24 protein-coding genes are annotated in these 22,323 nt (G+C 52.8%); 9 read left to right on the top strand and 15 right to left on the bottom strand.

From position 1 onward, the window contains the following. The first annotated feature begins 5 nt into the window (after nt 1–5). The 4 genes from KTE_RS32610 (at nt 6) to KTE_RS32595 (ending at nt 4,836) form a co-directional block, all read left to right on the top strand. Nucleotides 6–1,289 carry an ABC transporter substrate-binding protein gene (locus KTE_RS32610; protein WP_201388998.1) on the top strand — a complete coding sequence of 428 codons (1,284 nt, stop codon included), beginning with the start codon at nt 6–8 and terminating at the stop codon, nt 1,287–1,289. 30 nt (nt 1,290–1,319) lie between these two features. Then, nucleotides 1,320–2,252, top strand: a complete 933-nt coding sequence (locus KTE_RS32605; RefSeq protein ID WP_201388996.1) for a carbohydrate ABC transporter permease — start codon at nt 1,320–1,322, stop codon at nt 2,250–2,252. A 26-nt stretch (nt 2,253–2,278) separates the two neighbouring features. After that, entirely contained in the window at nt 2,279–3,112 is an 834-nt protein-coding gene (locus tag KTE_RS32600; protein WP_201388994.1) for a carbohydrate ABC transporter permease, read from the top strand. A gap of 380 nt (nt 3,113–3,492) precedes the next feature. Then, nucleotides 3,493–4,836 carry an Nramp family divalent metal transporter gene (locus KTE_RS32595; RefSeq protein WP_201388992.1) on the top strand — a complete coding sequence of 448 codons (1,344 nt, stop codon included), beginning with the start codon at nt 3,493–3,495 and terminating at the stop codon, nt 4,834–4,836. Nucleotides 4,837–4,946: 110 nt separating this feature from the next. On the opposite strand, the gene KTE_RS32590 is transcribed toward KTE_RS32595, so the two are convergent. Both KTE_RS32590 and KTE_RS32585 read right to left on the bottom strand, forming a co-directional pair. Further along, nucleotides 4,947–5,588: a hypothetical protein gene (locus tag KTE_RS32590; RefSeq protein WP_201388990.1), complete on the bottom strand. Its 642-nt coding sequence runs from the start codon at nt 5,586–5,588 to the stop codon at nt 4,947–4,949. Nucleotides 5,589–5,607: 19 nt separating this feature from the next. Continuing rightward, complete coding sequence (locus KTE_RS32585; RefSeq protein WP_201388988.1) at nt 5,608–6,084, bottom strand: DinB family protein; 477 nt, start codon at nt 6,082–6,084, stop codon at nt 5,608–5,610. 154 nt (nt 6,085–6,238) lie between these two features. Between KTE_RS32585 and KTE_RS32580 the strand changes: the two genes are divergently transcribed. The 3 genes from KTE_RS32580 (at nt 6,239) to KTE_RS32570 (ending at nt 7,816) form a co-directional block, all read left to right on the top strand. Then, nucleotides 6,239–6,784 (top strand): DUF402 domain-containing protein, encoded by a 546-nt coding sequence (locus tag KTE_RS32580; protein WP_201388987.1) that lies wholly within the window; start codon nt 6,239–6,241, stop codon nt 6,782–6,784. A gap of 34 nt (nt 6,785–6,818) precedes the next feature. Then, nucleotides 6,819–7,424, top strand: a complete 606-nt coding sequence (locus KTE_RS32575) for an HAD-IA family hydrolase (RefSeq protein WP_201388985.1) — start codon at nt 6,819–6,821, stop codon at nt 7,422–7,424. Between the two features lie 83 nt (nt 7,425–7,507). Further along, nucleotides 7,508–7,816, top strand: coding sequence for a MazG nucleotide pyrophosphohydrolase domain-containing protein (locus tag KTE_RS32570; protein WP_201388983.1), 309 nt, complete (start codon nt 7,508–7,510; stop codon nt 7,814–7,816). A gap of 42 nt (nt 7,817–7,858) precedes the next feature. Here the strand turns inward: KTE_RS32570 and KTE_RS32565 are convergent, their stop codons facing one another. From KTE_RS32565 to KTE_RS32555, 3 genes are all read right to left on the bottom strand, one after another. Beyond that, nucleotides 7,859–8,896, bottom strand: coding sequence for a Gfo/Idh/MocA family protein (locus KTE_RS32565; RefSeq protein ID WP_201388981.1), 1,038 nt, complete (start codon nt 8,894–8,896; stop codon nt 7,859–7,861). Between the two features lie 41 nt (nt 8,897–8,937). Then, a complete protein-coding gene (locus KTE_RS32560) occupies nt 8,938–9,348 on the bottom strand; it encodes a nitroreductase family deazaflavin-dependent oxidoreductase (RefSeq protein ID WP_201388979.1) in 411 nt (136 codons plus the stop codon). A gap of 126 nt (nt 9,349–9,474) precedes the next feature. Next, nucleotides 9,475–10,008, bottom strand: coding sequence for an NUDIX hydrolase (locus KTE_RS32555; RefSeq protein ID WP_201388977.1), 534 nt, complete (start codon nt 10,006–10,008; stop codon nt 9,475–9,477). 438 nt (nt 10,009–10,446) lie between these two features. Here KTE_RS32555 and KTE_RS32550 point away from each other — a divergent pair, with 438 nt between their 5' ends. Continuing rightward, nucleotides 10,447–11,616 carry a hypothetical protein gene (locus KTE_RS32550; RefSeq protein WP_201388975.1) on the top strand — a complete coding sequence of 390 codons (1,170 nt, stop codon included), beginning with the start codon at nt 10,447–10,449 and terminating at the stop codon, nt 11,614–11,616. A gap of 409 nt (nt 11,617–12,025) precedes the next feature. On the opposite strand, the gene KTE_RS32545 is transcribed toward KTE_RS32550, so the two are convergent. The 10 genes from KTE_RS32545 to KTE_RS32500 form a co-directional block, all read right to left on the bottom strand. Then, entirely contained in the window at nt 12,026–13,384 is a 1,359-nt protein-coding gene (locus KTE_RS32545; RefSeq protein ID WP_201388973.1) for a hypothetical protein, read from the bottom strand. Between the two features lie 303 nt (nt 13,385–13,687). Then, entirely contained in the window at nt 13,688–14,005 is a 318-nt protein-coding gene (locus KTE_RS32540) for an AzlD domain-containing protein (RefSeq protein ID WP_201388971.1), read from the bottom strand. After that, the gene (locus KTE_RS32535; protein WP_201388969.1) at nt 14,002–14,778 is read right to left on the bottom strand and encodes an AzlC family ABC transporter permease; all 777 of its coding nucleotides are present in this window, start codon (nt 14,776–14,778) and stop codon (nt 14,002–14,004) included. Before KTE_RS32535 ends, KTE_RS32540 begins: the two co-directional genes overlap by 4 nt. Before the next feature lie 47 nt (nt 14,779–14,825). Next, nucleotides 14,826–15,686 carry an AraC family transcriptional regulator gene (locus tag KTE_RS32530; RefSeq protein WP_236600761.1) on the bottom strand — a complete coding sequence of 287 codons (861 nt, stop codon included), beginning with the start codon at nt 15,684–15,686 and terminating at the stop codon, nt 14,826–14,828. A gap of 115 nt (nt 15,687–15,801) precedes the next feature. Next, entirely contained in the window at nt 15,802–16,179 is a 378-nt protein-coding gene (locus tag KTE_RS32525) for a PleD family two-component system response regulator (RefSeq protein WP_201388965.1), read from the bottom strand. Then, nucleotides 16,169–18,415 (bottom strand): PAS domain S-box protein, encoded by a 2,247-nt coding sequence (locus KTE_RS32520; RefSeq protein WP_201388963.1) that lies wholly within the window; start codon nt 18,413–18,415, stop codon nt 16,169–16,171. Before KTE_RS32520 ends, KTE_RS32525 begins: the two co-directional genes overlap by 11 nt. A gap of 91 nt (nt 18,416–18,506) precedes the next feature. Further along, a complete protein-coding gene (locus KTE_RS32515) occupies nt 18,507–18,770 on the bottom strand; it encodes a hypothetical protein (protein ID WP_201388961.1) in 264 nt (87 codons plus the stop codon). A 273-nt stretch (nt 18,771–19,043) separates the two neighbouring features. Next, complete coding sequence (locus KTE_RS32510; protein WP_201388959.1) at nt 19,044–20,003, bottom strand: NAD(P)-dependent oxidoreductase; 960 nt, start codon at nt 20,001–20,003, stop codon at nt 19,044–19,046. 46 nt (nt 20,004–20,049) lie between these two features. Then, nucleotides 20,050–21,093: a hypothetical protein gene (locus KTE_RS32505; protein ID WP_201388957.1), complete on the bottom strand. Its 1,044-nt coding sequence runs from the start codon at nt 21,091–21,093 to the stop codon at nt 20,050–20,052. Nucleotides 21,094–21,111: 18 nt separating this feature from the next. Then, nucleotides 21,112–21,750, bottom strand: a complete 639-nt coding sequence (locus tag KTE_RS32500) for a sigma-70 family RNA polymerase sigma factor (RefSeq protein WP_201388955.1) — start codon at nt 21,748–21,750, stop codon at nt 21,112–21,114. Between the two features lie 314 nt (nt 21,751–22,064). On the opposite strand from KTE_RS32500, the gene KTE_RS32495 reads away from it, so the two are divergent. Beyond that, the gene (locus KTE_RS32495; RefSeq protein ID WP_201388953.1) at nt 22,065–22,262 is read left to right on the top strand and encodes a hypothetical protein; all 198 of its coding nucleotides are present in this window, start codon (nt 22,065–22,067) and stop codon (nt 22,260–22,262) included. The last annotated feature ends 61 nt before the right edge of the window (nt 22,263–22,323 follow it).

Below are 22,323 nucleotides of genomic sequence, written 5' to 3'. Positions count from 1 at the left end.
TCATTATGATCCATGCCTCTGGTCCAGCTTTGCGTCGGCGCAAAGTATGGCTCAACACATTCTTTTGTCTCCTTGCCCTCCTTAGTACCGCTATGGGCCTGGCCGCCTGCGCGGGCAGCGATGACGGCAAGATTCACCTGACCCTCTGGTACTGGAACCGCTCTATTAGCGATAACCTGATCGCGCAGGTGAATAAACAATTCCCCAATATTGTCCTGGATGCACAGAAGATTACGGATTATGACAATAAGGTGCGTACCTCGATGGCGGCCCATAGTGGTGTGCCCGACATCATGGGTATCAACTCGAACATCTCTACCTATTTTCCCGACGAGGATCAGTTTTTTGATCTGAACTCCCTGGGCGCCAACGATGTGCAATCACAGTATCTAGCCTGGAAGTGGAACCTGGGTATTGCCCCCGATGGCAAGATGATTGGCTTTCCCATGGACACCGGTCCCACCGCTCTCTTCTATCGCACAGATCTCTTTGAGAAAGCCGGGTTGCCAACCGATCCCCAACAAGTCTCAGCCCAGCTCAAGACCTGGGACGACTACATCAACGCTGGCGCCAAATTGAAGCAGGCAACCAACAACAAATCCTTTATGTTCGACAACATCGGCACCGTGTATGGCCAGATGCTTGGACAAAGCGCCAAACAGTATTTTGATAAGAGCGGCACCTATCTGGGCGACCAGTCTCACATCAAGGCCATGTGGGACGAGGCGATCAAGACCTACAAAGCGGGTGTGGATGGCAAAGTTCCCATGTGGGGGACCTCATGGAACCAGGGCGTCAGCAACGGCTACATTGCATCATTTGTAGGCGCGGTCTGGATGAAACAGGTCTTGCAGGACGCGGCTCCCGATACCAAGGGGAAATGGCGTATCGCTCGCGCTCCGGGTGGCGATGGCAACTCTGGCGGCTCCTTCCTGGCAATTACCAAGTACTGTCAGCATCCGAAAGAGGCTTTCGAGGTCATCAAATGGCTCCAGTCGCCCACGAATCAGGTTGCTGGGTATAAAGATCTCCAGCTCTATCCCTCGGCGTTAGATTCCCTCAATGATCCCGCTTTGCATCAGAAAGAGGACTTCTACGGCGGTGAGGATACGCAAGACGTCTTCGGCGTCGCGGTAAAAAATGTTCCTTCATTCTACTCGGGGCCATACGACGGTATCGCCGGAACCGCCATTACCGACCAGCTCAGCCTGGTGGAGTACCAGGGAAAAAACCCTGACCAGGCCTGGAATGATGCACAGGCGGCGACACAACGTGGTCTCTTACGCTAGTGTTTCGATACTTCAAGGAGGAAATATTCGATGAGTGCAACACCTGTGAGTATTGCCGAGAAGGTTGAGAAGCAACAAACCGTCGCGAGGAAGAGCAGTCTGCGCAAGTACCTGCCCATGTATCTCTCGATTGCGCCCTTCTTTATTATCTATCTCTGCTTCGGCATAGCCCCAGTCATTTTCTCGCTCTACCTGGCCTTTCAGCGCTGGGATGGCATCGGCCAGATGAACTTCATTGGCTTGAACAACTTCGCGTTCGCCTTGACAGATCCTATCTTTGGCCAGGCTATTCTCAATACCTTTGAAATCTGGATCATCTCCACCATTCCCATGCTGGCGCTAGCGCTACTACTAGCCTTCCTCTTAAATATGCGCAAGCGCTCCAAGTTCGCCTACCAGGTGGCCTACCTCCTGCCAAACATCACCTCGACGGTGGCTATTGCCTTGATCTTTGGCTCTTTCTTTGGCGATCAATATGGGCTTATCAATCAGATGCTCGGTACGATGCACCTGAACACCATTGGCTGGCTTACCGATGCCTGGCCGATGCGTTGGGCTGTCGCTCTGATCACCATCTGGCGCTGGACTGGCTATAACGCCCTGATCTACATGGCTGGCTTACAGAGCATTCCCAGTGATTTCTACGAGGCGGCACGTATCGATGGCGCCAATACCTGGAGAACGTTCTACCACATCACACTTCCGCTGCTCAGGCCAGTGATTCTCTTCACTGTCATTTCCTCTACCCTTGGTGGTATGACGCTCTTCACCGAGCCTCAGATCCTCTTTGGCAATAATGGCGGCGTCGGCAATTCCGGCTTAACGATGTCACTCTACCAGTATTGGCAGGCCTTCGCCTCCTTCCACTATGGCTTCGGCGCGGCGGTCGGCTGGATCATGTTCTTCATCCTGGTCATCTTCACCTTCGTTAACTGGAAAATTGTACAGGGTACAGAGCGCTAAGGCTACGGCAAGAAGGAGAAAAAGCAATGATACAACATGAATCACGCTGGTTGCGCGTTATTGTCGAGATCGCTCTGTTGCTGGGGCTGATTATTTCGATCTTCCCCTTCTATTGGATGATTGTCATGGCGACCAATACGACGAGCGATATCTACCGCGTCCCACCCAAGTTGATCTTTGGTAGTCAGCTGCTGACAAACATTGCTCACGTCTTGCAGAGCATTGACTTCTATCGCAGCTTCCTTAACACCGTCCTGGTCGCGGGCAGCGTCACGCTGCTTGTGCTCTTCTTCTGCTCCCTGGCGGGCTTCACCTTCGCCAAGTTTGAGTTTCCAGGGAAAAATACGCTCTTCGTGGTCCTGATCGGTACGATGATTCTGCCCTCCGCAGGTTCTCTGGTGGCCTCGTTCGTCATCATGTCGAACCTGCACTGGATTGGAACCTTCCTACCACTTATCGTTCCAACCATGGTGACGGCCTTCGGTATCTTCTGGCTGCGCCAGTACTCTCTCGGCGCGATTCCAAACGAATTGATTGATGCCGCGAAGATCGATGGGGCAGGACACTTCCGCGTCTACTGGAATGTGGCGCTACCCGCTCTGCGCCCAGCCCTGGGCTTCCTGGGCATCTTTACCTTTATCGGCTCCTGGAACGACTACCTGTGGCCATTGATCGTACTCAATGACCCCAAGATGTTCACCCTACAGGTCGCGGTCGCCAATCTGAATGGCGTCTACAACACCGATTACAGCATGGTCATGACTGGCACCCTGCTGGCGACTATCCCACTCATTATCATCTTCTTCCTGGGAACACGCCAGTTCATCGCCAACATCTCTGCGGGCGCGATTAAGTTCTAGCCTCGCTCCATCGTCACCTACCCAAAAGTCATGGTGCCTTCTCATAGCGGGAAGACACCATGGCTTTTTACGTTATAGCGCCAACACCAACCCGGCATCCTTCAGGCTCAATAATCAGCAATGCACCACCGCATAACCAAAAGCCGTCCGACGCGTGCTTTAGCAGCGTCGGGCTACCCGGACCCGCTACTGCCTGTTTCTTCGGCTTTAAATTGCTTCCGCCCTACATTTCCCCGTTTTTCGACGTTCTATAATCAAGCATCCCTTGACAAAACTTTTATCTCCAGGTATTCTATTTTTTAGAGCATTAAAAATTTTTTTTACCCTATTAAAAACTGCGTCGTTCTGCTCTTATTAAAATCGGGAAATGGAGTTCGTAGATGTCTTCTAAGCCACTGAATAAGTTGGGGGGGAACTTCTTCTCGCGCTGCCTCCCGCCACCATCCACGGCCTCAGATGATGCCACTGTACTAGCCGCACAGAAGGTGCTCAAGGGTAAAGGAAAGCCCGCATTAGGTGATCTCCTCCCTTTTCTTGGTCCCGCTTTTATCGCCAGCGTTGCCTATGTCGATCCTGGAAATTTCGCTACGAATATTCAAGGTGGAGCGGAATTTGGCTATTTGCTCGTGTGGGTCATCATAGCCAGCAACCTTATGGCGATGCTCATTCAAGCGCTCTCGGCAAAATTGGGGATCGCGACCGGGCATAACCTGGCCGAGATGTGCCGCGAACAATTTCCTCGCCCCGTGGTATGGGGCATGTGGGTTGTGAGCGAAGTTGTCGCCATTGCCACAGATATGGCGGAGTTTCTTGGCGCGGCCCTGGGCTTCACGCTGCTCTTTCATATTCCCTTGCTCATCTCAGGCCTGCTTACCGCAGTCTGTACCATTCTGCTGCTCGGCTTGCAGAGGCGAGGCTTCCGCCCATTAGAGGCCGTGATTACTGTTCTCATCACTATTATCGCCCTTTGCTATCTGCTTGAAAGCATCATCAGTCGTCCCGATTGGGGCCAGATCGGCCTGAGTGTTGTCACTCCCCGCCTGGATGGCACAGAGAGCCTGCTGCTCGCAGTCGGCATTCTAGGCGCGACCGTGATGCCACATGTCATTTTCCTGCACTCATCTCTGACGCAGAAACGCATTATAGTCGACGATCCCGCGCACCAGAAGCGCATCTACCGCTTCGAGATCATCGACGTCATCATCGCCATGGGTATCGCTGGCCTGGTTAATATGGCGATGCTAATCATGGCGGCCTCGACCTTTCACACCAATGGCCTGACCAATGTCGCCTCTATCGAGGAGGCTTACCGCACACTCAGACCGCTGCTGGGGAACGCCTCCAGCAAGATCTTTGGCATCTCGCTACTGGCCTCGGGCCTCTCCTCTTCGGTGGTGGGGACCATGGCGGGACAGGTCGTCATGCAAGGCTTCTTAAAACGCAGCATTCACATCTGGATTCGCCGCCTGGTTACGATGTTGCCCGCACTCATTGTGATCGCCATCGGCCTCGATCCGACGCGCACGCTGGTCATCAGCCAGGTAGTCCTGAGCTTCGGTATCCCCTTCGCCCTGGTGCCCCTGGTCATCTTCACCAGCCAGCGCAAGCTCATGAAAAACCTGGTTAACCATCGCATTACGACCGCCATCGCCTGCACAGTCGCTGGACTGATCATCGCCCTCAACCTCTACCTGCTCACCAGCGCCATCCAATCAATTTTCTAATGGGAGTGCAGGGAGCCTTTGCCCCTGCCGGGGTGTGGGGTGTCCCCGCTTTTCTCCCTCAAATAAAAACACAGGTACCGGGCAGCGCACGCTGCCCGGTACCTGTGTTTTTATTTATACACTCCAAAGAGCCAGAAGATAATAAGGGCCACCACCACGGCCAGGACAGTTCCGGCGCAGGCCTGAGCGATAGTGTGAGCGTAGACCTTCCAGCGCGCCCAGGCGACAAGTACGACCAGCGGAGCCAGGCAGAAATAGAGTGCTCCCAGCACCAGGCCAAAGGTCGTCACGGCGCCCGCCATCCCCACCAGGTGCAAACTGATCTTCCAGCGGCGCGTGATGATGGTCGCTATAGCTCCGGCAACGAGCCCCCCTGTCACAGTCGCCAACAGCGCACGCGAGGCCCCAAGCACAAGGAGCAACACAAAGACAGTTCCCATACAGAGAACGCCAAACAGGAGAGGCACAAAGCGCTGCTCACGCACGCTCACATGGTGATCGCTGTAGTGTCCCAGTCGCACGCCACGCCAGATAAACAGCAGTGGCGCCAGCGTAATCCCCAGCGAGGTTACAAGCCACCAGAGCAAGGCGCGCTCTACGCTGGGAGCGGTCGCCAACGCCACCAGCAGAAAGGTTGGTAAGGCGATATACAGCGGATTTGTCACAGAGGAGACAATCTGCGCCAGCCGCGTCCAGCAATCCCCTGTCAGGGCCATTTGCTCTGACGGCCGCTTCTCTCGTACGTTATGCATACTCACTTCTCTCCAGACCCTATTTCCACCAGAGGTAGGCACGCAGCACCTCGTCGGTATGCTCAAGCGTATGCTGATAGGTCTTAGTCAATACCCATTGCAGGGAGCGCTCCCCCCACAACACCGGCAAGCGCTCCTGCAAACGTTCATCCGTCAACTCAGCCAGTAGGGCGATCTGTTCGGCGCGCCCTGCTTTAAACTCCTCGCTCAAGGCGGCGATCTCGTGATCCTGACCCTCGTTCCAGGCCTGATTCTCTCGCGCCTCGCCCTCCTCCTGCGTGCCTACAATTGATTTTGCCCCGCCAGACCACTGGCACATTGTCGGGAGAGCTATCGTCTTTTCATACAAAGTCAGGTGGAAAAGTAAACGCGCCACCGGCCACTTATCCTCACGCGGAGCCAGAAAGAGCCGCTCATGCGGCACCAGGCTCACAGCCCAGAGAAACTCGTCCGCGCTCATCCGCAAACGCTCTTGAAACTTCGTTACCAGCTGCATTACCGATCCTTCTACATTCTGAAGAGCTTAATCTCTGCTTGTATTATATGCTCTCTCAGGGAAGGCCCGCTACTGGCGTACGCGGCTACTCTCTATCGCTGGAGTCAAACGATATGATATGCTGTGTTTAAAAAGATAGAGGCATGAGGACTCGATGAAGCAGAAGCGCGCGGATATGAGCGATTGGCACCACGTCATCAAGAGCAGGTTTTTGTTACAGGAGATTAACGATGCTGCCTTTCAAGGCTATGCAAGCCTATTCTACTTTGATGAGGTCGATGCTCCATTATGGATGCCGATAGCTGGAGAGCGAGTTTGCGTGGTCAATAACGGCTACTCATGGCTACAACTCTTTCCCCAGGGATCAAACCATGTCGCCACGATTACATTCGATGCGCAAGACAGGATTCATCATTGGTATATCGATATAAGCAAACATACATACATAGACGAACAGGGCATGTTGTGCTATGACGACCTGTACCTTGACCTGGTCTTTCTCCCTGGTGGAGAAGTTGAACTGCTCGATGAGGATGAATTGAATGAGGCCTATGCGCAAGGCATCATCTCACCTGACGAGTATAACCTGGCCTGGGACGAGACCAGAAAGCTCATGACGCAGCTCAAAGAACAACGCTTTCCCTTACTCCCACTGGCTGCGCATTACAAAGCTCGCCTGGAAACACAAATCAGCGTATAGCATACACAAATTTTATTTGTAGAGAAAAATATATATGCGTAACAAACCAAAAATTCTACTTTTCGACGTTGATGGCGTACTCGCCATTGGTGATCACTGGGGCAAGCATCTGGAGCGGGATTATGGCATCACCAGAGCTATGACACAGGAGTTCTTCACCAACAAATTTGGCGCATGTATTATTGGCAAGGCTGATCTGAAAGAAGAGCTTACGCCATACATACAACAATGGGGCTGGAGAGGGACAGTTGATGATCTCATAGCTTACTGGTTTCGCGCAGAGCATAACATCAATGAGCCACTCCTGGCCTATATCCAGACGCTCAGGGGTCAGGGTGCAGCCTGTTACGTGGCAACGATGCAGGAACAGTATCGCACCGCCTATATCCTGCAAGAGATGGGCTTTGAGAAGCAATTTGACGGCGTATTCTCATCGGCTTTTATCGGCTATAAAAAGACCCAGCCAGAGTTCTATGCCCACATTCTCAAGAAGCTAGACGTAGCGCACGCTGAAGAGGTTCTTTTCTGGGATGATAGTCCAGCGAACGTAGCCACAGCCCGCAGCGTTGGTTTGCAAGCCGAGGTGTACTCTGACTTCGCTGATTTTACCGAAAAGATGCGGCTCTACTCTGACAAATAAGGGGCATTGTGGTAAGATAAAGCTGCGCTAAAAGCGTTTAGAGTCTCGACGCGTGCTTTAGCAGCGTCGGACAGGAGCACGATATGGACTTAGAACAGCTCTCCTCAGCGGTAGAGGGTGTATCGCAGACCTATGCCGAGCGCTTTAATATCGAGCGTGACGCGACATGGTTTGTCCTGAAGCTACAGGAAGAGGTTGGCGAGCTCACGCAGGCCTATCTCATGCTCTCGGGCCAGGCTCGCACCAAAGGCAAGTCGCCCGAGGAAATCCAGGCCGACTTCCGCAAAGAGATCGCCGACGTCCTCTGCCAGACGCTTCTGCTCGCCAAGCACTACGGCATAGACCTGGAGCACGAGATCGAGGAGAAGTGGCTACGCTGGAATAAAGTTTAGCAAAGAAGAGGAGTGTTCCCATCTAGGAACACTCCTCTTTACTTAAAGCAGGCTGGCAATCTCAATGGGAAGCCCCTGTTGCTCGGCAGATGCGATGGCCGCGAACATGAGGGCCAGGGTCTTCAGGTTATCTCTTCCCGAGGAGCCTGGCTCGCTTCCTGTCTGTATCGCCTGGACAAAGGCAGTAAGGCTGCCCGCGAAGTCGGTAGGCGCCATGGCTGGTGGCTCGACTGGGGCCGTCTCTTCGCCGAGGCGACGCACAAAAATATTGTTCGTCACCCCACCAATCTCGCTGCGATCATTCCAGATCAGCTCGCCATCGGTAAACTCCATGTGCCAGTCACCAGTCCAGGATGTTGGTTGACCAGGGCTGACCCAACTTCCACGATAAGTGACGACCGCGCCACCGTCAAAACGAATAGTGGCCGCGGCGGCTGGCGGCTCCTCAAAGCGGCTCCAGGCTGGATTCCAGCTTGTGCAGGAGATACTAACCGGCTCCTGCTTCAGGACATAGCGCATCAAGTCAAAGTGGTGAATCGACATATCCGCCAGCAAGGGCTGCCAGATATGATAATGACGATTGGTTTCTACAGGCGCTCTATTGGCATAATGGCGGAAGTCGACGGTGATAGTTCCCAGTTCTCCGAGGATCTTTTCTTGCACATACTGCCTGGCCGCCTGCACTCGTGGGAAGAAGCGATAATTCTGACTAATCATCAGGATGCGCTGCTGCTCCCGCGCCAACGTGACAAGCTCGCGCGCCTCCTGTATGGTTGGCGCGAAGGGCTTCTCCATCAAGACATGCTTTCCCGCCAGGAGTGCCGTCCGGGCGCTTGGCACATGTCCTGTCAGGCTGGCGGTGATGAGCACAGCATCCGCTTCATACGCTTCTAGAGCCGCCTCCAATGAGGAGAAACAGCGCTCCTGCGGTAGCGGCCACTTCTCAATGGCACGCTGCAATGCCTCCTCCACAATCTCTACCCAGGCTACCACCTCCACCTCTGTGTTTGAGTTCAAAACCGTGCGAAACCAGTGACCACCAATCCCTCCCAAACCAACTTGAATTAGACGCAAAGCCATATCAGGTTTCCATCCTCTCTAAATAAAAAAAGTCCGACTGCTTACCGCTCTAGCGCGACTATAGGAATTTGACGTGTAATCTTCTCCTGGTGCTCAATGAAGAAAGGGTATAACTCAACGATCCTCTTCCAAAGCGATTCTCGTTCAGGTCCCTCTATAACGTGTGCAGTGGCCTCGTAGGTCTCGTTACCAACCTCGACAGTGACACGAGGATGCGCCACCAGGTTATGGTACCAATCGGGATGTTTAGGCGCACCGGCGTTGGAAGCGATTATAAGCAAATGCTCGCCATCGGGAATGTACATAAGCGGAGTCGTGCGCAACTGATCACTGCGCGCTCCAATAGTCGTGAGCAGGAGCAAAGGCCTGCCATTCAGCGGCTTACTCTCCTTGCCTCGGCTAGCGCGAAAATCTTCAATAAGCTGATGGTTATAGGCGTTCTGGTCAAGCATGTTCCCTCCCTGGATAAAGTATTCACAAACACTCAAATATCCCCATTTTAGCGTGTATAAGGGTTAGAATCGTTCCTAAATTTATTCCAGAAATGTTCTCTTTAGGATTAAGAAAATTTTGCTTGTTCAGAGCAGTTGTAGCTTCTCCAGGCCCATGTAGGCGCCCGCAACATCCGTCATCTTGCCACTTCTCACATGGCTCCTGAAATCCTCCAGAGGCATCTCGACTACCCTGACGAACTCGTGCTCATCGAGCGCCGGTTCCTGAACCTTGACGCAGTTGCGCGCCACAAAGTTATGCTTGAGCATCGTCGAGTATGCGCAGTGCCAGCACGTTCCCGCCAGTTCAAGTTCGCCACGATAGCCTGTTTCCTCCAGCAGTTCGCGGGCGGCCGCCTGCGCGGGATCCTCACCCGGCTCGACCCCTCCACCAGGCAGTTCCAACAAAATCTCTTCCGGGCCGGGACGAAACTGCTGTACCAGGAGCACTGTGTTATGTGGAGTTAGTGCCAGGACACAGGCCGCGTAAGGCTCATGCTTAATCTCAAAATCGGTCTCGGCCCCATTGGGAAGGTGATACGTCCTACGAAGAATATGGCGGAAACCAGCAAAAATCTTGGTCTCCGCACGCTTTTGCCACGGCTGGATACTCAAAAGCATAACCTCGCTTTTTTGCCCTGATTATACCATCTACACCGCCTCTCTTCCGTCTCAGTCGCGATACAGGCGCGAAAGTAGATATTAAAAAGCAATATGAGCTACACATGCGATCTTTTGCCGCTCCACGCCATTTAAGATAGAAGTAAGTCTATCCTCAGGTTTTCAAGCGCCTTTTTTACGACAGTAGCTACAACTATTTCAAACTTCGAAACAAGCTCGTCTATCAATGCAGTAAGGGAAACTTATTTTATGAAAATTGTGTCCACGATCTACCGAATGGCTTTCGCCATCAACTTGTGTTTATGCATAATAGGCATCACAGCCTGTGGAGGGCTAACACAGAACAACCACTATACAAAAATAACTTTGAGCAAAGATTCATCGAATGCGCAGATACCCACGCCAACGATTACGCCATCGACTCTTGGGAGTTGCCCTGTGCAAGCACATGGCGCCCACATGCTTCCTCTCGTTGGAGCTAGGCATCCCGCAGTAATATATGCGACAGGATCGTATCAGTATCTCATCAGTAGCTATGACACAGTGACAAAGCAGACGCGTGGAATCTTCCTTGGTGGACAGGGCACGGGCGTCCGACCCGCACTCTCTCCCGATGGACACTGGATACTCTTCGTTGTCAGCGAGGCAAGCGAGAAAAAACTAGAACTGGTACGCAGCGATGGCAAGTATGCGCAGACCCTCTATTGTCTCAATGGTGGCATCATGTTCCTGCACTGGTCACCAGATCAGAAGCATATTGCCTTCGTGGGTAACCAGGACGAGAATGGTGGCATCTATGTGCTTAATCTGGAAAGTGGGGTGGCAACAGTGGTCCTGCCTTTCGTGCCAGCAGGCGATTTGCAGCAGATGAACGAGATTCAACCCTTCATGCCCGATGCCTGGCTCGATAATACTCATCTCGCGGTGCTTGGCTTCTCGTCCAAATGCTTTACCCATTATGATAGCAGCCTCTTCCCACCAACCTCTACCCTGGCCGCACGCAGCCCGTTCCACAACACGACGGGAAGCCCTCAACTTCCACCTGATCGTCTGTATGCACTCGACATCGCCAAAGGGGAGAAGCGGCATCAGCCAGATATGCGCCTGGCCTTCGATAGCAATAATGGAAGCTATGATAGGAACTGGAGCTATACATACGCGACGAATCCAGGCCACCTCTTTATTCACCAGTGCTCTATCGACCAGGCAGGCGCGCCGATACCTCCCTGTAGTGTGAGCCAGCTCAACACAGATGGCTCTCTGAGCACCATCTATAAAAGTTCAGATCCGCAAATTCGCCATATACGTATGCTGACAGACCATAGCCTGCTGCTCATCACCGGTCAGAGAAATGCCCTGGGACTCTGGCGGCTCAACATCGATGGAAGTGGTCTGACCCGCTTGCCACCAACGCTCAACCTCCTGAGCACATACGCCAGTGAAGAATGGGCAATGCTCTCGCCAGACGCCAACATGTATGTAACGAGGAAAGACACGATGAACCAGACAAGCATCGCCATTGGCAGGCTAGAGCATAATACACAAATTCCTATCCTGTCAGATCAATCCATCAATACTGTCTGGATTGCTGGCTGGGGAGAAGTCTAAAATTGAGGGCGCGAGCAAGTTCGGATGCCATAAAATCGAGATCAACACGCCCACAACCACGGCCCAGAAGGATCAGAGCCTGTAACTCCAGGCCACTGGCACAACCGTGACTGGCATCGATCTCAAAGCCGTTCAACTGCCCATCGCCAATCCAGCCTCGTACGTCTGGAGCAGCTAAGACAAGAGTGTCGCAACGATTGACGCCATCACTGGCTAGCTCAAGGCCCGCCGCCCCGGCACCGTCACGATCACCTATGCCGCTGGCCTGACCCAGGCCAGCGGCACAACTACCGTCACGCGTTAAGAGTTGTCAGTGCGCTACTGGCAGCGCCTACGCTTTTGTGGCCTTGCAAACGGAAGGAGTGTCTTCCGTTTGCAAGGCCATGCAAGGCATTCAGGCCTCCGCTCCCTATTTACCTCTATCTCGTCGCTGTCCTAAACGGAAGCGCCGAGGGTCTCCCAGCCGCTGGAGTAAGGCGTCTGCGCTCATTCCTGTCTGCCGTAAGACCCAGTCGATCTCTGATGAGAGCGTAACGTCGAAGTTACCAGGATCGTCAGAGCAAATGACGAGGTTGACCTTTGAGGCCAGGAAGCGATGCACAGGATGGTGCTTTGCATCTGGCACTCCACCAATTCGCAAATTAGAGGTAGGGCAACACTCAATGACAGTTCCCCATTGTACCAGGCGATCCAGAACAAATTGCTGCCGTCTGCGTACCTCGGCCAGGCGTGAGGTTGCATAACGGTGCTCGACCAGTTCTTCTGGCTGCATCTGCTGCAATATTGCCCGTTCTGCAAGCAGTGCCTGTTCATCAATCTCCACATTGTAAGCTTGCAAATCACCTTGATGGCGAAGATCGTAGTCAATCTGATCAAGCCGCTCACTAACGCTTTCACACGTGTGAGCATGCGCCCTGCGTTGTGTCGCAACATCAGGATCCAGTCCTAAAGCAATGGCATGCCCGAGACGCAATACTCCCATCTCAGCGGTTTCATGACACCAACGAATAGCACTTTCAACTGATTTATCGAAAAACTCTTCTCCTACGTGGTAGACAATATCCAATGCACGTTCAGGATGCTGCCGGTTATCCATGGCGATCTGCTTAAAGAGAGGACGCATATTTTTGGGTGGGAACCCCTGCTCGACGCTGGCAAAATCGATTCCCACAATGGTTGGAATCAGATCTGGGTATTCAGCAAAGAGCCTTTGCACGTTGGTATACGCTTGCATAGGTGCCCAGCGCTGTAGGCTCAGAATATAGCGAGCGGTCCGGCGTTCATCAGACGCTTCCTGAAGTAGGCGAGCACAAAGGCTATGAAAGTAGAGAAAATTATCTATTGCTATGCCAGTGCCACAGCGATACTCAACATAATCCAATCCCTGTTCCCAATAGCGGTTTATCATGTGCTGAAGCAAGGTGACATCAGCCTGACCGCCAATGTCGCGATAGCGTGTCCAGATACCCATAAAGAAGTTGGACTTAGCCTCCCAGCGGGCAAAGTCTCCCCCATCTTCTTCCGTGTAGACATGCCAGCGCTTAATCAGCTCTAGGCCTGCGTCTCCTTTGCCGAGTGCTTCCTCAAAGATAGCTTTGGGATCAGGTCTGACATCAAAGAGGGCCTGATAGGTCTCTTCGTAGTGGTATTCATCCCAGGCACCTTGCTGATAAACATCTTTTCCAAGTTGAAAAACGTCTTCAGCATAGTAGGCACCCAGAATATGCATATGCAATTCGCAGCCAGAGATTTGCGTGAGGGTATGCAAATTGTTCTCCTTAATCACATTATGTCAAAGCCAAAAACAGAGTAGTGAGGAGAAACAATGCATCTATTCAAAAAGAGGGGAAGAGGATTACCGACCAACGCGTGCTTTAGCAACGTCAGCCCTTTACAGGGTGTACTCTCTGAAAGAAGATGCCAGCGTTTCTCCCTGGATCAATGAGGTTTATGCGCTTCATATACGGCACCTCCTTTCTTATTTTTAATAATTACAGCGGCAGCAAAAGGGATAAATTTTAACCACGGAATTTAGTATACACTACTCCTGGGCTGCAATACAAGCATTAATTTAACTAAAAAGCGCCTGGAGGCCCCACAGGGCGAGCATCCCTATCACAATCGTCAGAAAAACGTTGCGCGTTCGCCAGGCGATAAGGGCGGCGAGGAGGCCCGCCAGCCAGCGCGGATTGTGCAGAGAGAGATCTACGGCCCCACTTGGGAGCAGAAGTTGGGGTACAATGATGGCCGTGAGCACCGCTATCGGCACGAAGCGGAGGGTCCTGAGCGCCAGCGCGGGCATCTCCACCCGCCCCAGGCCCAGGATAAAACTCAAGCGTAACCCGTAGGTCAGAAGGCCAATCCCAATAATCAGCAGCCAGGTCATCATGATTTCAACTCCTTGCCGTCTCTCTCCTCCAGAGAGGTCGAGGGGATATGCTCGCTCTGCTCCACGCTCTCCTTAAGCGGAGGTTTCTTTTTCATCTTTGACTCAAGCAGGAGGCCAAGCAAGATGCTGGTAAAGGTCGCCACCAGCAGGCCGGAGTTGAGAGGCAGATGCGCCGCCAGCACCGCGACCAGCCCAGCAGCCAGCGCTACAATGACTTCCACCCGCTCTTTGAGCGCCGGGACCACGAGGGCGATAAAGGTCAGCGGCAAAGTGAAGTCCAGCGACCAGTTTGCCGGAATGTTGGCCCCCAGGAGCATGCCTACCGCTGTACCTGTCTGCCAGGTGCTCCAGAGCGCCAGTCCGGCTCCCAGGAAATACCAGTGCTTATGCGGGCTTTCGTCTTGCTGCTGAAAACGCGTAATCGCGATAGCGTAGACCTCGTCGACCAGGAGATAGGCCAGCAGCAGCTTCCAGCCTGTGCTCAGGCGGCGCAGGTAGGGCGCGATGGATGCGCTATAGAGAGCATGGCGTAAATTGATGATGCCAGCCGTCAGCAAAATAATACCCGCTGGCAAGGCGGCCGCCAGGAGCTGAACCGTCACAAACTGAGCCGAGCCAGCGAAGACTATAGATGACATGGCCTGAGTCAAGGCCAGCGAGAGGCCCAAGCTGCGTGCGGTGACGCCATAGATCAGGCCAAAGGGTACCGTCCCCATCAGGATGGGGAGCGTGTTTTTGATGCCTGCGAAAAATTCGGAACGTGATGTTTGCATATCCCTATTTTAGGGCATATGTTGGGAGACCGTCTTGAACGTTCTTGCTATCGCTGGCAGGCGCGCGCATACTGCCCCGGCGTCACACCGACCAGGGCTTTAAAGTGGCGCGTCAGGTGGCTCTGGTCGCTAAAGCCAACGGCACCCGCCACCTCCGCCAGGGGCATTGAGGACGCGATAAGACGCTTGGCACGCGTCACACGTAGCTGAGTGAGATAGCTATGGGGAGGTAGACCCATCGTCTCGCGGAAGACGCGTAGCAGGTGAAAGGGGCTAAGCTGCACCAGGCTCGCCAGCTGGTCCAGCGAGACATTCTCTGTGGCATGCTCCTCAAGGTAGGTTCGCACATGCTGAACAATCGAGCGACCTCCCCTGGTGGGACGCTCGATGAGGTGTGTATCCGCGTGGCGCATCACCAGGTGCGCGAAGGTCCAGGTCAGCCTGGACTCCCTTTCCAGGGTGGAGGGCGAGGTCGCCAGCGCCAGGTGAAGCTGAGAGAGCATGCCAGCCAGCATAGGGTCATGGATTACAGGAGAGGGGAAGAAGGGGACATCCAGCGTGCGTGTCTCATCCGGCGAGGCGGCCCGCTGGACCAGCGAGACATCGGGATAGAACATCCGATAGCTCCACCCCCGCTCAATGGCCGCCGCGCCCGTATGGACCTCGCCCGGATTAACCGCGACCACGTAGCCCTGGGGAGCGATATGCGAGCTACCGCGATACTTAAAGCGCTCGGCACCTGACTCAATCACGCCAATGGCATAGCCCTCATGCGTATGCGGGGCAAAGCTATGCGTCACATACGTCGCCTGCAACATCTCTAGATCATTAAATGCCGGGTCGCGCCAGAACGTCGCCTTTTCTTCCAGGCCCGACCCGGCCCCCTGGCGTCTTTTCTCCACACGCATACTCCATCCAAGAAGGGAAAACAGCATCTTTCTTCTAGAGCTAGTATAGCAGCAAAAGCGGACAAATACGATGAGAGAGAAGGCAGTGAAAGCGCAGGATCAACGCAACTGGTCACTAGCAGAGGAAGTGCGCGATTTTTGTGACTAAGATATCCATATCAAAGGGTTTTTCGATAAAAGCATCGGCACCTGCTGCCTGCACGGTCGCTTTCACATTAGGATAAGCCGAAAACATGATGATAGGGATCGCCCTTGTCTCCTCCTGGCTTTTCAGGTGTCTGGTGACCTCTCGTCCATCTCGACCCGATAGAAACACATCCAGCAGGATGAGGTCAGGCAAAGCATTTTGCTGCAATTGATCCAGTGCCTCTGTCTTCGTTGTGACGAGCACTCGGTAGCCCTCCATGGAAAGCAGGTCGTGCAAAAAGTCGAGAATGTCGAGATCGTCATCAACCACCAGGAGCGTTTTCTGTTGACTTTGTCTACTCTGCATTTGGCTGCTTCATCCTTTCACGCTCTTCCTCCTGAGAGAGTACCTGGCTTTCTCGCTGCATAAGGGGCAAGCTTAGAGAAAAGATGGCTCCTTTGTTGCGCTCACTCTCGACCCAGAAGTGTCCTCCATGTCGCTTGATAATTTCTTGTGAGATGGTCAGGCCAATCCCCATACCTGGATAGGTTTTCTCCTCTTGATCAGTGACCCGATAGAAACGCTCAAAAATTTTCTGGTGATGTTCTTTGCTAATGCCCAGGCCAAAATCCTGAACGCGGATCTGCACCTGCTCCTCAGTTACGCCCAAATGGATAAGAACGGTGTTGGCATTGGGCGAATATTTAATAGCATTCTGGAGAAGATTTATCAGCACTTGCCCCAGGCGATCCGGGTCTCCAAACACAGCAGCTCGCGTCTCTCCTTGCAGAAGCAAGCGATGCGTCTGCGTCGTCTCCTGCACGTTCTCCACAATCTCTCGTACCAGGGTATCCACCTCTACCTGCTCTTCTCGGTAGGTCAGTTGCCCTGTCTGCATCATGGAAACATCCAGCAGATCATTGATGAGTTTGGTTAATTTCTCGATTTGTGCATCCATGCGGGCAAGATATTGCAGGATTTTTTCATTGCTCTGTTGCGAAAATTCCTTTTGTGAAAGGAGTCGTTGTACCAGGCCCAGAAAGCCCTTCAGACTGGTCACCGGGGTTTTGAGTTCATGGGAAGCCATGCCGATAAAGATGTCCTTGCGCTGCTCCAAGACTTTGCGTTCACTGATATCGAGCACGAAGCCGATACAGGTCTGAGTGTGCTCGATGCAGGTCAGGGCCATAAGTATCGGGAGAGCCTTCCCACTTTTATGCAACAAGATGGTTTCCTGCGGGTCAGAGGAGCCATTTCCAGCGCGTGCAGACTGAATGAGTGGGCAAAGGAACGAGGCCAGAAAAGCGGGAGACGTCATGGCGAGGGGCGCTTCTGCCTGCCACTCATCTTGGGTATAGCCCACCAGATCCAGGAAGGCTTGATTGGTTTCTAGAAGTCTTCCCGTCTCATCCGCAACAAAAATCCCGATCAAATTAGAAGCAAAGAGTCGCTGCGACTTTGCTTCTAAGCGCCGCTGCTCCGTGATATCACGGGCAATGGTCGAGGCACCATGAATCACGCCATTTTCATCCTTGATGGGGGAGATCGTAACGGAAACCAGGAGTTCCTGGCCGTCTTTGCGTATACGCCGGGTTTCAAAGTGATCTACCGGTTCACCAAGGCGAATCTTCGCCATGATCTGCTCAAATTCCTCGTATTGATCCGGCGGGAAAAGCCGGGTCACATGCGCTCCAATCATTTCCTGGGCCGTATAGCCATAGATGCGTTGGGCCGCGCTATTCCAACTGGTGATAATGCCTGAGAGAGTTTTGCTGAGGATGGCATCATCAGACGACTCCACAATGGCTGCTAGAGCCCGGAGCCGCTCCTGCGCGGCTTGGCTTTCCGTGATCTTGACCTGTAAGGTGTTAGCCTTCTGTTGCAGCAGTGTAAAGGTCTGTAACCGTTCCTGTTCAGTGAGCTGGGTATAGCTCGTAGGGGGAATGAGTTGGGAGTGCAACTGGCAAATGTGGGTGAATGCTGCCTCGTGCTTCCTTCCATCAAAGTCCTGGAGTGGGTACGCGCAGAAAAGGGAAAAGGTATACTTCTGGCCTAACGCGTTCCAGAGTTCTTCCAGGCGAATGGCTGCCGCCTGCTTCCCCTGTGCCCACAAGAGCGCGACCATTTCCCCAAAGATACGCACGCGGCGGTCTCCCTGCGTTGCTTGTTCGATGAGCGGTCCTATCACCTCTATGAAGCGGGTCGAATCTGGCTGCCCATCGACGAGGAAGCGCGCCATAGTTGTAGCGGCATCTAAAGGGATATAGGTCCCCGTGGCCACGGCCTGAGCCAGATCGAAGCCAGTAGCTTGCAAGTGCTGCTCCAGGTGTTCGTGGTGAGAGGGTGTTGCGACGACAATGCAGTTATCCCCTGCCCGTAAACCATCACCGAGAAATGCGCTGAGCATGGTGATGAGTGAGGCATCGTGCTCACTAAAGCAAACAACATGCGTATGGCCTGCGAATGTGTGCTCAGAGAGAGTATTCTGTCCTGTTGATGGGATATTCAGAGGAGTGAGCCCCCAGTCCTGTTCATGCATGAGGCGTGACTCCGCGCCGTTGTCTTGCTGGGGCGTACTCATTTGATCTTGTAAGTCATCCATTCATATTACTCTCTTCCTGCACCTACTCAGAGGGTCTTCTCGTCTGAGCCTCTGAGTGGGTGCGGAAAGAGCACAGAGGCGGATAATATGTTCACAAAGACGAGGCGTGAGAGGTGGTTTGCTCCTGATCCTCAGCTTGATGCTCCTGTTGTTGATACAGGAAGACCAGAGCAGAGAGGCGTTTAGCAAAGGAAACCACCGTTCCATCTGGACGCTTGAAGGCCGTCGTTCCAGGATGCACAGGATCATGCAGATGGACACGAACAGGAAAATATCGCCCATTCTGACGCAGAATATCATAGCCATCAGGGGACGGGATCGCCGCTCCTCGGGGAGCGCGCATCGTCTGGTTCATCGCAACGCCTCCTGCTTTTAGGGGTCAAATATAACTCCTACTTTTTCTACGTAGAAGTAGGAGAAAAGGTAACAGAAAGTGGCATTGTCAACGTATCAATTAAAGGAAGAGTTTTTCTAGAAATGGAGAAAGAGAAAATAAAAGAGTGGTAGCAAATAGTGGAGTGCTATGCGACTGTTATCATTCCTAATAGAGTTGTTTTAAGGTTGTTTGATAACGAAGAGAGCATGCGCGATAGCATGCTCTCTTCATTAGATTCACCAGTCCCTCAGTCTACTTCTGCTGAAGGTGGGGTGACATCTTCAACATCTGCCTGCGGACCAGCGGACGCAGGAGCGGCAGGATAAGGGCCACGGCTCCTTTGGGGCGGGTCGCCTCCGCCACGTCGCGCATGATCTCGTCAAAGGTATGGCGTTGGTATTGTAAGAGCGCCTGGCTCTCTTCAGTATCGAGCCAGTCGGTGCAATAGGGCTTGCTATCGGGCGCGAAGGCTTCGTCGGGTGGAGGCTGAATACCAATTTCGCCAAGTGTGCGATAGAGGTAGTCACGATAGCGAATCTGGCACTTAGGACCGCCACCAATCAACCAGACCTTGCCCCAGATGGGACTATGCATACCATTGGCAATTGCCAGGCCCACATCATGGGTGTGAACCACCTCCAGGCGTGTGTTCAAGGGAATGGTATACATGATAGGATGCATCTGACGTGTCTCTAACGGAGGCACATCGCCAAAGCGGTAAATTGCCCATTCCAGGTTAGAGGTTCGCAACATCTCTTCGCCCTCTAGCTTATGCCTGGTATACTCGTCGGTCGCCATAACGGGATCGGTCAGGCGGCGCGGCGGCTCCTGATCCTGTGTAGGCCCAAAGACATCCAGGCTAGAGCTAAAGAGGACCTTCGGTGGCTGGCTCTGTGCTTTGGCCGCCTCGATGACATTGCGTGTTCCCCCAACATTCACCTCCTGGGCCAGTTGAGGGTTCTCATCCACGGCAGGTGGAATGATATAAGCCAGGTGAATAACAGCCTCCTGCCCCTTCACAGCCTCAGCTACGGCCTGGGCATCGCGGATATCGCCCCAGATAATCTCGGCTTTGCCCTCGACAAGGTGGGCCTTCTTCTCCGCCCCCTTCGACTTCAGATCAAAGCAGCGAACCGTTTGCCCCTGCTCGATAAGCGCCTGCACAGTGCTAAAGCCAACGTTACCAAAAGCGCCAGTAACCAGAATACGCATAAATATAATGCTTCCTTCTCTTGTTATTTTCACAAATACGGTATCGCTAATGCTGTCCTAACGTGTTCCCATAGCGAGACTGAGAATGGGACGTAGCACTACGAGCTACGTTATTGAGTTCGATGATAACCGGATCAAGCGGAGTACCAGTGGTGGGTAGATGAACATTATTAATCGTGCCCATCGTGACAGCCTGGTGGAGCACATTCGAGACCTGATAGGCGGCCTGGCGCGTCGCGATAAGCATGTCCGCGTCGCTCTTCATGCGTTGCATGCGATTCAGAAGGTTATTGAGTGAACCAGCAACATTCCAGAGCATATGCCCCTCACTCAGATTCACACGCACACTCAGATCACCATTGCTGATACGTGCATGCGTCTCCGCGATCTTCTGGAAGCCTTCTTCAAGTTGCTGCTTCTGCTGCACCTGTGTCCGTACATGTAGCGCGAGCTCCTGCTGCAACGAGACAATCTCTTCAGCGCGGTCAGCGCGACGAATAGTATTGATCAGGTTACGCATAATGACATAGGTCATAACGCTAATCATGAGCTGTATGCTGACTGGCACAATCAGGGTAACGGTGAAAAGACCTTTATCGAGCATTTGCTGATATGCAGGCGTATGAGGAACGAGCTGACTAATAAGAGCGATGTCCAGGCAACATAACACTCCTACGACCAGAGATGCGATAGGAGGCAGTAGAGCTCCAGCCATGATGACTGAGATAGGAAAGATGCCAAAGAGTGGCAAAAGCGAGGGATCCAGAGGATTCGTCACCATTACAGCGCTAATACATAATATGTTGTATGCGACAATGAAGGCAGCGCTAATGTAGTTCCATCCTGCTTTTCCAAAGCCAAACGCGCATGCAAGTAGTATAAGAGTACCAATGCCGATAGGTGGTGATGAAGGGCTATTCGGAGAATCGAAAATCATGATTGGCGAGATCGGGACAAAGAGCAAGCAAATAAGGAATAGAAATCCACTCGTCAAACGCGCATAGCGAGAACGCTCACGCTCACCTGGGGTTGTGTCTGGTCCGCGCTTTGGCATCGAGAACGCATACCACCAGGTCATAAATCGCTTCATGTCGCCGTACCTCCTAACTTATTCAATAATGCCACGCGCACGCAGATATGCCAGCGCGCTTTCGACAGTTTCTGGAGAGAGTTGTAACTGTGCCTTGATCTCTTCTACGCTTCGCACTCCATTCACCTTCGTCAATACCAGGCGTAGTACGACGCGTTGACGCATAGGAAGAGCCGTAAACTCTTCTTCCATCATATTACGTCTCATTCTTGGGTGCCATCCACGCGCGAAGCCAGGTCCGAGCACAGGCCATTGTCCACTTGTCGTGGTCGGCCTCGTCGCGGGCCATTGTCCGCTCGAAATGCCTGGTTTCGTCGTGGGCAATTGTGCATTTGGCCGTATTATGGGCAAAGATGGGCTATTGGTAGATGATGGAAGATCTGGTGGGGACATCAAAGATTGTAACGGGGTCTGCTCATTCTGAAGCTGTACCTGCCATTCTGAGAAGCGCGCTAACACCTTAAAAGCCTGCTTTCCTTGCAGGACAACTCTTTCCCCCTCTTGAATATAGCAGGAAATCATAGATCCAGCGCGCACCTCAACGTAACCAGTCTGTCCCCTCTCCTTGAGGGTCTTGCTCAAAAGGCAAGACTCTCCATGCACAGAGAGATAGTCAAGCAAAGTTTGCAGGTCAAGATAGTAGACCTTCCTATTCATTACGCTCTCCAACATACAAATGCACGAATATACATTAGCGACTCGCAGCTTTCTGCGGGCTAGAACCTACTATGTGCTATTCGTGGCGGTACAGGAGCCATTCTATCATCATTCATCAAGATAGGTCAAATAAATACTTAAAAAGCACAGGGCGACACATCTAAATAAACCCATCAATAGGATGCGATTGTCCTGTAACGCGAAAGCACATTGACCGCCATGATAGAGTTCCACGGGATGCGCAACGAGATGCTTTCTCCTGCGAACCGGCTCGAAGCCTGCTTTTAGCCATTTGCTACTTTTGTCTTGGAACTGTGTCCAAGAAGCTGCACAAGGATCCAGAGACACGCCTTGAACTGGATGCTTTCATCAAAGATTTTTATGGTGAGACCGAGCAGGAGGATTTTACGCGGCGTTGGGATGTGGTTATTGATAATACTGGCTTGCATGCCTCGGAAACGCGAGAGAAGATTATGCAGTGTGTTCAGCAGAAATATCCTGCCAGCTTGTAAGTTCCTGCTACTTCGCAGGATAAGCTCTATAGAGCACTCTCGAGAGGCACGAATACTAATG

The sequence above is a fragment of the Ktedonobacter sp. SOSP1-85 genome (assembly GCF_016587415.1).
GTDB lineage: Bacteria > Chloroflexota > Ktedonobacteria > Ktedonobacterales > Ktedonobacteraceae > Ktedonobacter.
The sequence above is the reverse complement of the archived record's forward strand: the minus strand, read 5'-3'. Positions and strand labels throughout refer to the sequence as shown.